General features: G+C 65.3%; 11 protein-coding genes and 1 pseudogene. 6 read left to right on the forward strand and 6 right to left on the reverse strand.

What is annotated here, in order from left to right; genetic code table 11:
* Window positions 1-11 precede the first annotated feature (11 nt).
* The 3 genes and pseudogenes from AC5LXX_RS29765 to AC5LXX_RS29775 form a co-directional block, all read left to right on the forward strand.
* Window positions 12-173 (forward strand): annotated as a pseudogene (locus AC5LXX_RS29765) (fucose-binding lectin II); the annotation flags it as partial.
* A 151-nt stretch (window positions 174-324) separates the two neighbouring features.
* Entirely contained in the window at window positions 325-1059 is a 735-nt protein-coding gene (locus AC5LXX_RS29770; protein ID WP_322082509.1) for a fucose-binding lectin II, read from the forward strand.
* A gap of 148 nt (window positions 1060-1207) precedes the next feature.
* Window positions 1208-2047, forward strand: coding sequence for an AraC family transcriptional regulator (locus AC5LXX_RS29775; RefSeq protein ID WP_493412133.1), 840 nt, complete (start codon window positions 1208-1210; stop codon window positions 2045-2047).
* A 70-nt stretch (window positions 2048-2117) separates the two neighbouring features.
* Here the strand turns inward: AC5LXX_RS29775 and AC5LXX_RS29780 are convergent, their stop codons facing one another.
* The 4 genes from AC5LXX_RS29780 to AC5LXX_RS29795 all read right to left on the reverse strand — a co-directional run bounded on the left by AC5LXX_RS29780 (window position 2118) and on the right by AC5LXX_RS29795 (window position 9318).
* On the reverse strand, window positions 2118-5399 hold the full coding sequence (locus AC5LXX_RS29780; protein ID WP_493413442.1) for an autotransporter family protein: 3282 nt from the start codon (window positions 5397-5399) through the stop codon (window positions 2118-2120).
* A gap of 540 nt (window positions 5400-5939) precedes the next feature.
* Complete coding sequence (locus tag AC5LXX_RS29785; RefSeq protein WP_493412134.1) at window positions 5940-6506, reverse strand: cytochrome b; 567 nt, start codon at window positions 6504-6506, stop codon at window positions 5940-5942.
* Complete coding sequence (locus AC5LXX_RS29790) at window positions 6503-7861, reverse strand: catalase family peroxidase (RefSeq protein ID WP_493412135.1); 1359 nt, start codon at window positions 7859-7861, stop codon at window positions 6503-6505. The genes AC5LXX_RS29785 and AC5LXX_RS29790 overlap by 4 nt, the downstream gene beginning before the upstream one ends.
* Window positions 7862-7944: 83 nt before the next feature.
* Window positions 7945-9318: a M23 family metallopeptidase gene (locus tag AC5LXX_RS29795; RefSeq protein WP_493412136.1), complete on the reverse strand. Its 1374-nt coding sequence runs from the start codon at window positions 9316-9318 to the stop codon at window positions 7945-7947.
* Between the two features lie 275 nt (window positions 9319-9593).
* Here AC5LXX_RS29795 and AC5LXX_RS29800 point away from each other — a divergent pair, with 275 nt between their 5' ends.
* The gene (locus AC5LXX_RS29800; protein ID WP_493412137.1) at window positions 9594-10463 is read left to right on the forward strand and encodes a mechanosensitive ion channel family protein; all 870 of its coding nucleotides are present in this window, start codon (window positions 9594-9596) and stop codon (window positions 10461-10463) included.
* A 23-nt stretch (window positions 10464-10486) separates the two neighbouring features.
* On the opposite strand, the gene AC5LXX_RS29805 is transcribed toward AC5LXX_RS29800, so the two are convergent.
* On the reverse strand, window positions 10487-11629 hold the full coding sequence (locus AC5LXX_RS29805; RefSeq protein ID WP_493412138.1) for a branched-chain amino acid ABC transporter substrate-binding protein: 1143 nt from the start codon (window positions 11627-11629) through the stop codon (window positions 10487-10489).
* A 70-nt stretch (window positions 11630-11699) separates the two neighbouring features.
* Window positions 11700-12737, reverse strand: a complete 1038-nt coding sequence (locus AC5LXX_RS29810; RefSeq protein ID WP_493412139.1) for a histone deacetylase family protein — start codon at window positions 12735-12737, stop codon at window positions 11700-11702.
* A gap of 129 nt (window positions 12738-12866) precedes the next feature.
* Here AC5LXX_RS29810 and AC5LXX_RS29815 point away from each other — a divergent pair, with 129 nt between their 5' ends.
* Both AC5LXX_RS29815 and AC5LXX_RS29820 read left to right on the forward strand, forming a co-directional pair.
* Window positions 12867-13355 carry an Lrp/AsnC family transcriptional regulator gene (locus tag AC5LXX_RS29815; RefSeq protein WP_493404176.1) on the forward strand — a complete coding sequence of 163 codons (489 nt, stop codon included), beginning with the start codon at window positions 12867-12869 and terminating at the stop codon, window positions 13353-13355.
* Window positions 13356-13416: 61 nt separating this feature from the next.
* A complete protein-coding gene (locus AC5LXX_RS29820) occupies window positions 13417-13722 on the forward strand; it encodes a hypothetical protein (protein WP_493412140.1) in 306 nt (101 codons plus the stop codon).
* Window positions 13723-13883: the final 161 nt, after the last annotated feature.

Here is a 13883-nt window from a genome sequence, read left to right on the forward strand (position 1 = left end):
CCGAAACGAGCCGCGTGCACGTGATCGTGACGGCGAACGGCAAGCCGTCGCGGCTCGGCTCGCGGCAGGTCGACATCTTCAAGAAGTCGTACTTCGGGATCGTCGGGTCGGAAGACGGCGCCGATGACGACTACAACGGCGGCATCGTGTTCCTGAACTGGCCGCTCGGTTGAGCGACGGCCAGTCACGCAGCATCGCAATGGCGACGGGGCCAACCACACATTGCGAATCGTTCGAGCAGTCCCACGCTTTGCTCCGCGCGCGGCACGGTGCCGCCCGTTCACCGGCCGCGCACGCGAGACCTTCCATCCAGACGAGGACGACATGTCACAACCGTTTACCCATGACGATCTGTATGCGCTGCTGCAACTCGCAGGCAACGACGCCACCGCCGTACAAGCCAACGGCGACCAGGCCGTGCTCGACCGCATGCGCCAGTTCATGACCGCGCAGCTGGTCGAAAAACTGCCGCAGTACGACGTGTTCGTCGATATCGCGACGATCCCGTACAGCTTCGACGTCGGCAGCTGGCAGAACAAGGTGAAAGCCGATGCGGCCGGACAAGTCGTCGCCTGCACGGTGACGTGGGCCGGCGCGCCGGGCGTGTTGCCCGGTGCCGCGGCGAAGTTCGGCGTCGGCGCGGTGGTCAATTACTTCTCGAAAGCCCCGCTTCCGCCCGCGCAGCCGGACCCCACGACGACCGGCGGCGGCGAACGCGACGGCATCTTCAACCTGCCGCCGAACATCGCTTTCGGCGTGACCGCGCTGGTCAACTCGTCGGCGCAGCAGACGATCGAGGTGTTCGTCGACGACAACGCGAAGCCGGCCGCGACGTTCCAGGGCGCCGGCACGCAGGACGCGAACCTGAACACGCAGATCGTGAACTCGGGCAAGGGTAAGGTGCGCGTGGTCGTGACGGCGAACGGCAAGCCGTCGAAGATCGGCTCGCGTCAGGTCGACATCTTCAAGAAGACCTACTTCGGGCTCGTCGGGTCGGAAGATGGCGGCGACGGCGATTACAACGACGGTATCGCTATTTTGAACTGGCCGCTGGGTTAAACCGCAGCAGCCTGTCGATCATCGCCACGCCGACCGGCGTGGCGATGTGCTTTTGTGCATCCGCCAGATCATCGCTGCCGCGCAAGAACGATCAAATGCTCCGTCCGCCGATACCATATAGTCCACCCGACACACTCATTGGCACGCCATGAACCCGGTTGGACAAGCACTCTGGTTTATCGAAACCAAACTGGATAAAGACCTGACGCTCGACACGATTTCTGCGAACTGCGACATGTCGCGCTTCGGCTTCTCGCGCCTGTTCTCGATGAATACCGGCTGGCCGGTGATGCGCTACGTCCGGTCGCGGCGGCTCACGCGTGCGGCACATGCGCTGGCGCAAGGCGCGCCGGACATCCTGCACGTGGCGCTCGATGCCGGCTATGGCTCCCATGAGGCGTTTACGCGCGCCTTCCGCGATCTCTTCGGCATGACGCCCGAGGACGTGCGGGCACGGCGCACTCTCGACGGGTTGTCTCTTGTGGAGCCGCTTCGCATGAAAGAGCTGAAGATCATCGACGTGACGCCATCGCGCTTCGAAACCGCCGGAACGCGGCTGATCGCGGGCATGAGCGATCGCTATACGTTCGAAACCAACGAAGGGATCCCGGCGCTGTGGCAAGCGTTCATCCCATACCTCGGTACCTTCGCCGGCCAGGTCGGCGACGCGACGTATGGCGTGTGCTGCAACCCCGACGCGGACGGCAGCTTCGAATACATCGCGGGTGTGGAAGTCACGAGCCGCGACCGGCTGCCCGCGCCGTTTCGCTCGGTCGAACTGGCGCCGCAGCGGTACGCAGTGTTCGAACACGTCGGGCATATCTCCACGCTGCATCAAACCTTCTACAGCATCTGGAACGGCTGGCTGCCGACGTCGGGATTCAAGGCAGTGGATGCGCCGGAGTTCGAGCGCTACAGCGGCGACTACGATCCGGTGACGGGTGCCGGCGTGCTGGAGATCTGGTTACCGGTCGAACAGGCTGCGTGAACGACGTGTGCGGATCGGCCGCGATAACTCGCGCCGCGGCCGATCGATCGACATACCGTTACCCTTTGACTCACCAAGCCCACCGCACGCCCGCATTGCCGGTGATCGTGCGCTGGTGCTCGCCGCCGAGGTTCGTCAGGTAGCTGACCGTCGCATACACGCTGCCGCGCTTCGTCAGCTGCGCGACGAGCCCCGCGCCGATCTGGCCGGCCGTCTGCCCGACCTGCGTGCCGATCGTCGTCGAACCGCCGAACGTCGCCTTGTCGTCGGTGCCGAACGAACGCAGCACGTTTACGCGCAGATACGGCTTCCAGCTCACGCCGTTCGAATCGAACGCGTATTGCAGCCGCGTACCGATTCGGCCGAGGAACGTATTGCCGTTGTTCCACGTGACGTCCGACACGCCGTCGTTGACTCGGGCCAACGACAGCCATTGCCACAGCAACTGCGCCTGCGGCTCCAGCGTCAGTCCATAGCCGAGCGAAATCGGCAAGCCCGCTTCGATCGAGCCGGTGACCACGTTGCCGTCCGTCGAACCACTCACATTGTTGTTCGAATGCGTGCGTACGGTCAGCGCGCTCCCCATCACTACTGCGTCCGTATACCAGCCGCCCGGGCCAATGTGTGTCCAGTAGCCGCCGAGGTTGTACGCATTCACCTGCAGCGAACCCACGCCCAGATCCTGCTGCGCGAGCGCAAAGCCGTTCACGTTCCCAACCGCGCGCGAGAATCCGAGGAAGAAGCCGTAGTGGTTACGGTGTCCGCTCGGCCGGTTGTCCGCATAGAGATCCTGCCCGACCTGCATCCCCCATACCGTTCCGTCATAGGACGGCGTCACATCGCCATTCTGCTTGATATTGCTGTAGCCGCCCCATACTCGTGACCACGATACCGGCACCGAGCCGTTTTCGGCCAGCAGTCCCTGTTCGCCCTGGCGATCATGGAAGGTATCGATCTGCAGCAAGCCAAGCTGGCGCGCGACAGCCGGTACTTCCGAGTACAGCGGGACTTCGGGACGGTAAACAGGTTCCGGCTTGGCGTCGGGCGCCGCGTTCTTGACAGCCTCGACGATCGATTCCGGCGTACCGTCGGCAACACTGAATGGCGGTTGCTGCGTTGGCTGATCCGGCCGTGGAGGAACCGTGCTGCGCAGATACCAGTCCTCCCCCGTCAAGGCGGTAACCCCGCCTTTCACCAGATAATAGGAGTAAGCGCCGGCGCTGACCGTACCGCCCGACAACGTAAACGCGTTACCCGTATTCGCAAAGTTCACGGCGTAAACCAGCCGAATACCGTCGGACGTGGTCAACGCGCCGGCACCACCGACGTTCGTTACGTTCAGTGTCGTCTTGCCGCTTGCCGTCGCCGCTGCCGGCACACCGCCGATCATCAGCGTGTCCGATGGCGCACCGTCGCCGGCAAGCTTCGTATTCATGTTGACCGCTCCATTCTGCCCGACATAATTGCCCGACACGGCCAATCCGTTACCAACAACGCGCCCACGGAGCTCCACAACTCCCGCATTCGTCAGGTTTCCGAATATCCGGAAGTCTCCCGGCAAACCACTGGCCAGACTGGGCAGCGCATTCGCGACTGAAATCGTGCCATTGTTCGTCACGTTACCCGTCACACTGCCATACCCGCCAAGCGTCGCACCGGGCGCGATGGTCACGGGGCCACCGCCCCGCAGTCCCGCCGCCGCATCGAGATCACCGACAATGAGGGTGCCGGCAGCCACGTTCGTTCCACCCGAATACGTGCTGTGTACGCCATTCAATGTCAGCGTGCCGCCTCCCAGTTTGGTGAGTCCGCCCGAACCCGTGATGTCCTGCATGATTGTCGTGTTGAACCCCTGCGTATCGATCGCGCCGTTGTTCAGCGTGGTCGAGATCGCGCGGCTCGACGCGAGGTTGAACGCGCTGCCGAACTGCAGCGTGCCGCCGTTGAAAGTCAGTCTTCCGGACGAAGCGCCGAGCGCGTTGTCCGCCGCGACCGACAGCGTGCCTTGCGTGATCGTCGTGCCGCCGGAATACGTATTGCCGCCCGCCGCGGACGGCGTGAGCGTCAACGTACCCGAACCGGTTTTCTCCACCGCGCCCGAGCCGTTGATCGTGCCCGTGTACGTGCCGGCGATGTCCTGCTGGAAGCGCACGAGCCCGTTGTCGGTGACCGACAGCGGCAGGTTCGACGCATTCGCCTGCAGTGTCGCACCAGGGTTGACCGTCGAGACGACCGACGCCGTCGTCGTGCCGAGCGTGCCGGTGAGGTTCAGCGTGCCGCTCTGCACGAGCGCGGTCGAGAACGTGCCGGTACCGGCCCACGTCCAGTCGGTGCCGGCCATCGTCAGGCTCTGGAAGTTCGTGAATGCGTTCGACGCGGTGCCGGTACCCTGCAGCGTCACCGTGTTGGTGCCGCCGCCACCGTTCGCAGTGCCGACCATCTGCGAGCCCGTCTGCAGGATCAGCGTCACGTTGCCGTTGCCGCCCTGGATCGCGGTGCCGCCACCGCCCTGGATCAACCCCGCGTTGGTGATCGTCGTCGCGCCGTTGGTCGAACGTATGCCGATCCCGTTGTTGCTGATGATCTTGCCGCCGGCCTGGTTCATGATCGTCGCAGTGAACGAGCTGCCGAGCGTGTTCGACACGACTGCATCGACGCTGCCGCCGCTCGTCGCGGTGCCGGTCGTCTGGATCGTGCCGCTGTTGACCAGCGTGTCGTTGTTGCCCTGCATGTAGACGGCCGGCGCGTCGCGGCCGTTCGACGTCAGCGTGCCGCTGTTGGTGATCGTGCCGTTGCCGCCGAGCAGCGACGCGGCGCGCGCGTTGTTGCCGGACGTCGTCACGGCGCCCGTGTTGACGATCTGGTTGCCTGCCGCGCCGGGATTGCTCTGCCCCCACGCGGCCGTCATCCCATACGCATTGTTGCCGGTGGTTGTAATCGTGCCGTTGTTGACAAGCGTGTTGTTGTTGCCGTTCGCGGCCATCCCGTCGTTGAAGGCTCCCGTCGTCGAAATCACGCCGGTCGCGCCGTTGGTGAGCGTGTTGCCGTTGTTCACGCCGAGCAGCACCGCGCCGCGATTTGCGACGCCCGTGCCGTTGCCGGACATCGACAGGTTGCCGTTGTTGGTAATCGCGCTCGACGTGTCAACGGAGAACGGTGTAGGCGTGGACGTCAGCACGTAGCTGCCCGTCACAGTCGAATCGAGATTGATCGTCACGTTGGTACTGCCGGCCGCAGCCACGACCGATGGCGCATTCGCGCCGGTACACGTGACCATCGTGCCGCTGCCCGGCGCAGTGGCCGAGCATGCCGCATAGGCACCCACCGGCATCGCACCGGTCAGGATCGCCATCCCACCCAAACCCAGGTTCCGCGCCTTTCTTCTCATTTTTCCGCTCGCAATTATTGGTGACGTTATTGCTGCAAATCGGTGCGTGCAACGGGTTATATCACCTGTCTTGAAATAATCGCAAGATCCGATGGCGTGATATCGGTAATCACACCGTGATTTATTTCGGATCGGGAAATAACTAGAGTAGTCGCGATGTTGCGTTGCGGCAAAGCATTGCGCAACGACGATGGCGGCCGGGAAAGAGTAAACCCGGTTGAATTTTCCGGCATTCGCGCGGCCGTTGAACGTTGTAGCGACAAGAAGCGAATCAATCGGAAAATATGACACAACGTCGCAGTGGATTGACCATGCATTGAACGTGGACAATTTGGCCATGTTGCTTCGCACGATGCCATGCCGTCCGCATCCGGGGCGACCGCTCGGCCAGACGCCTTTATCGATTCGATCGTCGAGCCGGCCAGCCTGTATTTCGGATAGCTCGACGACCGTCGCTGGAGCCGTCATTCGACCGGCTCCGGCGATGATCAGGATCGAGCCGGTTTATCCGCGTTGGCGCGCGCCCTTCGCCATGCTGGAGAAAACGCCGTCCCGGTAAATCCATGCATGGACGAGGGCTGCCGACAGATGGGCCACCACGACCACGAACAGCAGCCGTGCCAGCAGGCCGTGCGCATCGCGCAACCATGCAAAGAGCGTCGGGCTGACCGGTACGATCGCGGGCAAGTTGACGCCCTTGAACAGGACGATCGGGAAACCGCCCGCCGACAGCAACGCCCAGCCGATCAGCGGCATTGCCAGCATCAACGCATACAACGCCCAATGCGATGCCTTGGCCGCCAGTACCTGCCAGGACGGCAGGCTCTCCGGCAATGCGGGCGGCCGGCTGCGCAGCCGGTTTGCGAGGCGAAGCAGCGCCAGCACCAGGATCGCGATACCCAACGGCCGATGCAGGTCGATCAGCCAGATCCGATGATGTAGCGACGTCATCATGCCCGCGCCGATGAACAACATGGCCAGGATCATCACGGCCATCAGCCAGTGCAGGCCTCGGGCCAGCGCGTTGAAATGACGCGGCGCGCCGCCGCTCGTAGTCTTCTGCGTATTCATTTGGCCTCCTGCTTGCCGACCGCCTCGGTCGCCTTGCCGTAGCCGATTTCCCGTTCGCGGCGATTGTACGAATGCGCGTACGCACCCGAGCGCGCGTTCAGGATCGGATCGTTCGTGACCTCGACGCCCGCGGGCACGATCGACGGATCGAAGTTGATATCGCGGCATGCGCCCTCTGCCTGCTCGACGACACGCGTCACTTCCAGCGTGCCGGCGACAATTTGCTTGCGATCGGCCGGCCACGGCTGCGACGCGTCGTCGACCACATCGCCCGGTTCTGCCAGTTGCAGCACGTAGTCCCAATAGAGCGGCTTCTGCGCGAGCCGCGCGCGCACGCCTTCGAACAGGAAGTCGTGGTCGGCCTTCTGCAGCTGCACCTCGCTCATCGACATGAACGGATCATGCGGGCGCATCATCCAGCGCACCGGCTGCCGGTGACCGTCGGCGGCCACGAAATAGAACGCATTGACGCTGTAGAACGTCGCGCCGGCGAAGCTGCCGGGTGCCGGCTCCTGCGCCGCCCATTTCATGAACTTCTCCGCCTCCGGGTACGCTTTCAGGAACGCGGCCAGCCGCGCCGGGTCGGGTTGGCCGGTGGCCGGATCGGGCGCCGTCGCCTGTTGCATGGCCAGAAAGCCCTCCGGTTCGTGTGTCGCGAAGTACGGCTGGTTGTTCATCGCCATGCGCCATTGCTGCTTGTCGTCGGTCGTCAGCCGCAGGGCCATGCTCAGCGTCGTCGTGGAGCCGTCCGCCGCATGCGGACTGCCGGTACCGATCGAGAGCCGGCCGACGACAGGAATGTTCGCCTGCGTGAAAACGCGTGCGGTCGACAACGGCACCCCCGCACTGTTGGGACGGAAGGTGCCGGCAAAGCAGATGCCCTTGCCGTGCGCGCGGCGAAAGCCGGGCGGGAATGGCTGCGGCGTCTCCGACACCAGCGATGCGCTGGTCGTGCGCGAGCCGATCCAGCCCGCCGCCCATGCAAGGGCAGACGTCAATGCGCCGGCAACGACGGCGATCGCCGCCAGCGCCCCCCAGGTGCGTTTCGATGTGAGATCCAGTTTTGACATAGATGGCTTTTCATCCGGTTGTGTCGTCGTGCGTTTCGCGCCGTGTTTTGCGTAGAGCGACCGTGATGCATGACGCGCGTGGCGCCTCACCGGGCACCATCCGACGTCCATGGTCAGGTCGATTGCGGAGCGAACGCGGCAGCGATGACCATCGGTGGAAATCGCCACACGCGTTGCATACGAAAATCTTAGCGACGGAGCAAAAGCGGGACCATCAGACCGGGCTGAAATCGCAGGCGGGACGTAAGACCAGTCCGACTGTGCGGGCGTCGCCGTTGCGCGCATGCCGCGACGATGGAGCGCCGGTGGGCCCACGCAACGATGCCGGCCATGGCGACTGGCATCAACGGACGGTCGGCGGCTGGCGGTCAGCCGTCAGACAACGGGGAAAGCATCGACATCGCAACAGGCTGTGGCACAACCACCGACGCGAGCTGCGTGCGCGCATCACGGGCCACACCGTTGAACGCCACGCGCTGCGCCCCCTTCAGCTTCGCCGCTTCGGCTGCGTGCACCAGTTCGATCGGATCGACAAGGCGCGCATGCCTGCGCACCTCGAAGTGCAGATGCGGGCCGGTCGCGGTTCCCGTGCTGCCGACGGCCCCGACGCGCTGGCCGCGCACGACCTGCACACCGACTCGCAACGTCGGCTCGAACGCCGACAAATGCGCGTAGTACGACGCATAGCCGCCGTCGTGGCGAATCACCACGTACTTGCCGTAGCCGTTCAGCTCGGTGCCGATGAACGTCACGACGCCGCGCTCCGACGCATGCACCGCACGGCCAGCCGGCGCCGCGAGATCGACGCCCGAATGCACGTGGCGCGCGCCGCTCACCGGATGCACGCGCGTGCCGAACGGCGAGCTGATCCGCGTCGCGGCGACCGGCATCGCAAACCGGGTGCCGGCGAGCGGCATGCCGTCGAGGTCGTAGTAGGCGCCCGGCGAGCCCGCTTGCGGCGCAAACCACACGGCCGTCACATGCTGCCCGCAAAAACGGATGTCGAGCGCCGTCACGCGCACGCGGCCCGGCCGCATCGCGCTGCTATCCGGTTCGAATGCGACGCGGAAGGTATCGCCGACCACACCGCGCTGCTTCGGATCGACGCGCCCCGCGAGCATGCGGACGATCTGCGCGGCGACCCCGGCCGGCAGTTCGGCGCGCGTCAGCGACGCGTGCAGGCTACCGGTGATCGTGCCGGCGCGCGTGCCGCGATCCGGCTCGGCAAGCGTGAACGGATCGGCCGATGCCAGATCGACGGCGCCGCGCTCGAACGCCGGTTGTGTGCCCATCGCGGGCAACGCCGACGCCAGCCCGTAATCGAACCGCGATGCATAGCCGCGTTCGACCGCACCGCGCGCCGCATCGCACAGCACGCGATATGCGACGCATGCGCCGAAGCGGGCGACCGGGTCATCGCGACCGTCATCCGTCGACATGCTCGAACCATGCGATGCATACGCGACATCGAGCGGCGCGGCCGTCGACGCGCGCAAGCCGCCCCACGTCGTCCGCGCGGCATTGAAAAAAGGCACGTCGACAAGGTCTGCCGTTTCCGCCGCCACGGACGCGAACGGCACAGCGTCGTGAGACACCTGCGCGATCGCGGCCTGCGCGCCGGCCGCACAGGCCGCCGCGATGGCGCCGCGCAGAAATACGCGGCGAAACGGGAAACAGCGAACGCCGCGTCGAGCGGGTTGACCCTGTTCGCGTGCGAGACGGAAACGCAGGTCTAACCGCATGACGTCGTCACTCGCTATCTATCGATGAAAAACCAGGAAGGGACCGGGTATCGCGGAGGAACCTGCATCGCGATCCGGCGACATCAAGACGAGTGTATCGGCATGCTCAAAATGGCTGAATAGGACCAATCCTATTTTCTCGAATCATCACTTAGTACCAGTACTAAATCGACGTACTCCGATCCAGAGCATTCGCTTGAACCACCGCGCCGCGCGTACAGTCGAACGCTGCCGGCAGCCCGACGCTGCATCATCTTTCAACCCGGAATCCCGTCATGTTTCTCGATCAACTTCACCCGGAACGCTGGACGTTCCTGTGGAACGCGCTGTCCACCCTTTCCCTCAGGCTGTGCGCCGCGCTGGCGCTGCTCGTCGCCGGCTGGTGGCTGTCGAAACGCATCGGCAACTGGCTGAACCGGCTGCTCGCGAACAAGGAGCGCGTCGACGACACGCTGCGGCCCATCCTCTGCGACGTCGCCGTGTGGGGCATCCGCATCGTCGCGATCGTCGGTGCGCTGTCGCAGCTCGGTATCGAAACCGCGAGCCTCATCGCTGTGCTCGGCGCGGCCGGCCTCGCGATCGGCCTCGCGCTGCAGGGCACGATGCAGAACATCGCGGCCGGCATCATGCTTCTGCTGCTGCGGCCGTTCAAGGTCGGCGATTACATCGACGGCGGCTCAGGCGTCGCAGGCACCGTCGACGAGGTCGGGCTCTTCATGACGCGGCTCACGAAGCCGGACGGCATCTGCGAATACGTGCCGAACAGCGCGCTGTGGGGCAGCTCGCTGCGCAACTACACGCGCAATCCGACGCGCCGCCTCGATCTCGAAGTGGAAGTGTCGGTGCATGACGTTATCGATCGCGCGCTCGACGCGCTGCGGGCACTGGCCGTGGCCGATCCCGACGTATTGCAGGATCCCGCGCCGGACGTGATGGTGATGCGCTTCGACGACAGCACGGCCGTCGCGAACATGCGCGTGTGGACGCATACCGACAAGTTCTGGGCGATGCGCTGGCGCCTCGCGCGCCAGGTACGCAAGACGCTTGCCGATGCGAATTGCGCGCTGCCGATCCGCACGCGCGAGCTGCATATCGTGCACGACGCGGAGCGCCGCGCGGACGATGCGCGCATGCGGATTTCGTGAGGCAGCACGGCCTGGCCGCGACGTTACATCCTGACGATATCGAGCAGCGCCTTCTTGCCGCTCCTGTACGTGAACACCGAGATCGCGCCGTGCTTCAGGTCGCCCTGCGGCGTGAAGCTCGTTTCGCCGATCACGCCGCGATAGTCGGTGGCCGGCATCGCGGCCAGCACCTTCGCCGGGTTGGTCGAATTCGCGCGCTTCATCGCATCGACGATGATGTACACCGCGTCGTACGAGAACGGCGCATACACCTGCATCGGCTGGTGATAGCGCGCTTCGTAGCGCTTCGCGAACGCCGCGCCGCCCGGCATCTTCTCGAGCGCGATGCCGGCCTCGGAGCACACGACGTTGTCCGACGCCGGCCCCGCGAGCTTCGGCAGGTCGGTCGAGCACACGCCGTCGCCGGCGAGGACCTTCGCGCGCATGCCGAGCTGGCGCGCCTGCTTCGCGAGCGGGCCGCCTGTTGCGTCCATGCCGCCGTACATGATCGCGTCCGGGTTCTCGCCCTTGATCTTCGTGAGGATCGCACGGAAGTCGATCGCCTTGTCGTTGGTCGCGTCGCGCGACACGACCTTCATCCCGGCCGATTTCGCGGCCTTCTCGAACTCGGTCGCGAGCCCCTGCCCGTACGCGGTCGAATCGTCGACCACGGCGACCGTCTTGATGCCCATGTTCTTCGCCGCATACATCGCGAGCGCCGGCCCCTGCTGCGCATCGGTCGCGACGACGCGATACGTCGTCCTGAAGCCTTGCTGCGTGTACGTCGGGTTGGTCGCGGCCTGCGAAATCTGCACGACGCCGCCGTCGCGATACACACGCGACGCCGGGATCGACGTGCCCGAGTTGTGATGGCCGACGACGCCGACGACCTTGTCGTCGACGAGCCGCTGCGCGACCTGCGTCGCGGTGCGCGGATCGCCTGCGTCGTCCTGCGCGTCGAGCTGTAGCGTGACCTTCTTGCCGCCGATCGTCAGCCCCTTCGCGTTGATCTCCTCGACCGCGAGCCGCGCGCCGTTCTCGCTGTCCTTGCCGAGGTGCGCGATCGCGCCGGTCAGCGGCGCGACGTGCCCGACGCGCACGATGTCGTCCGCGTGTGCGGGCCCTGCGGACAGCGCGCACGTCAGTGCGGCCGCGGTGACAAGTGCTGTCTTGTGATGTCGATTCATGGTTGTCTCCATCCTTGTCGCGCTTCGTTCGTGTTCAGATCCGTCGTTCGTCGAAAGTCATGCCGCGCGCTCACGCACGCCCTTCGAATCCCAGCAGTACGTTCACCGCGTTGATGCCGATTTCGTCGACCATGTAGCCGCCTTCCATCACGAACAGGGTAGGCAGGTTCAGGCGCGCCAGCGCCTCGCCGATCCGCAGGTAGTCGGGCGAGCGCAGCTTGAAATGGCTGATCGGGTCGTGCTCGAACGTGTCGACGCCGAGCGACACGACGAGCAGGTCGGGCGCGTGCTGCACGATCGCGGCCGTGGCCTGGCCGAGCGCGGCCGAATACGTGTCCCACTGCGTGCCCTTCGGCAGCGGCAGGTTCAGGTTGAAGCCTTCGCCGGTCCCCGCGCCGCGTTCGTCCGCGTAGCCGGAGAAGTACGGGTACGACACTGCCGGCTCGCCGTGCAGCGATGCGAACAGCACGTCCGACCGCGCGTAGAAGATGTCCTGCGTGCCGTTGCCGTGATGGAAATCGACGTCGAGCACCGCGACGCGTGCCGCACCGCCGGCAATGCCGTGCTGCGCCGCGATCGCCGCGTTGTTCAGGTAGCAGTAGCCGCCCATGTACTCGCGGCCTGCGTGATGGCCGGGCGGGCGGCACAGCGCGAACGCCGCGCGCGCGCCGCCGCCCGACAGCAGGTCGGCGCCGGTGAGCGCCGAGTTCGCGCTCGCGCTCACCGCATCCCACGTGCCCGCGTTGATCGGCGCGCCGGCGTCCATCGCGAAGAAGCCGAGCTTGCCGTCGATGAAGCCGGGCAGCGTCACCGACGCCGGCATCGCGCGCACCGGCCACACGAGCGGCAGCGCCTGGCAGGTGCGGCCGGTCGCCGTCCATTCGTCCCACGCGCCCGCGAGGAAATCGACGTAGCGCGCGCTGTGCGCGCCGGCATAACTCGCGCGGTCGAACGCACGCGGCGCGATCACGTCGCCAAGGCCGGCCGCGCGGACTTGCGCAAGCACCGTTTCGGCGCGAAGGGGGTTTTCGAACGACTCGGTGATCGCGCCGTCCTTCAGTTCGACGCCGCGATGCAGGTGGTGATCGCTGCTGTAGACCGTGAGCATGGTTGACCGTTGCCGTGATGACGAGGGGAAAGGGGTGGCAACAGTCTATTGACGCTGGCCGGCAATAGCTTTGCTTTTCGCTTCTTCGTTTCGTACAATTTTGAGAAATCTGTCTACAGGATTCCGGATATGAGCAAAAATCGCGCTTCAGTTGAACTGGACGGCGTCGACCGCGCGATGCTCCGCCTGCTGCAGGAAGACGGCGCGCTGTCGAACGCGACGCTCGGCGAGAAGCTGTCGCTGAGCGTCACGCCGTGCTGGCGCCGCCGCAAGCGGCTCGAGGACGAGCACGTGATCACCGGCTACCAGGCGAACCTCGACCGCCGCGCGCTCGGCATGAACGTGTTCGCGTTCGTACAGGTGACGTTCAACATGCACTCGGATCAGGATTCGGATCACTTCGAGGACGTGATGCGGCGTCACGACGAAGTCACGTCGTGCCACAAGATCACCGGTGCGGCCGACTACATCCTGCAGGTCGTCGCGGCCGATCTCGACGCGTATGCGGAATTCGTCGAGCGCGTGCTGCGAAAGCAGGCCGGCGTGTCGTCGATCCAGTCGAGCCTCGCGTTGCGCGAGGTGAAGTTCTCGTCGCGCGTGCCGGTGCCGGACGCGTGAATGTTCAAGCGCCCGCGCACGGGCATCCGCCGTCGATCGTCACCCCATGGAGCGCTACCCGATGAAACGTTACGTCCCCTCCGCGTCGCTGGCCGCCGCGATCGCCTGCGCATTCGCATTGAGCGCGTGTGCGGCGCAATCCTCCGCGCCGGCCAATGCGTCGGCACCCGCCGATACGTCCGCGCAAGCAGCCCCGCCGATGGTCGGCGGCGATCGCGACGCACACGGCTGCATCGGCTCGGCCGGTTACACGTGGTGCGAGCGCACGCAGCAATGCGAGCGTCCGTGGGAACTCGCGAAGGCGCACGGCTTCGCGAATTCGGCGCAGGGCTACGAGCAGTTCTGCCGGAACGGCGCAGCGAAGTGATGTGACGTGATTTGATGTGAACGGGTCGCGGTGCAACGCCGCGATTCGATGCAGTACCGGCCCGGCGCGCGGCGTGCCCGACACCCGCATTTCGCCACTCCGACCCCGCCGATTTTCCTGCGTCGCATACCGTCATTCCGGAAACCCGGACACACGAAAAA

It is taken from the genome of Burkholderia torrens (assembly GCF_984668525.1).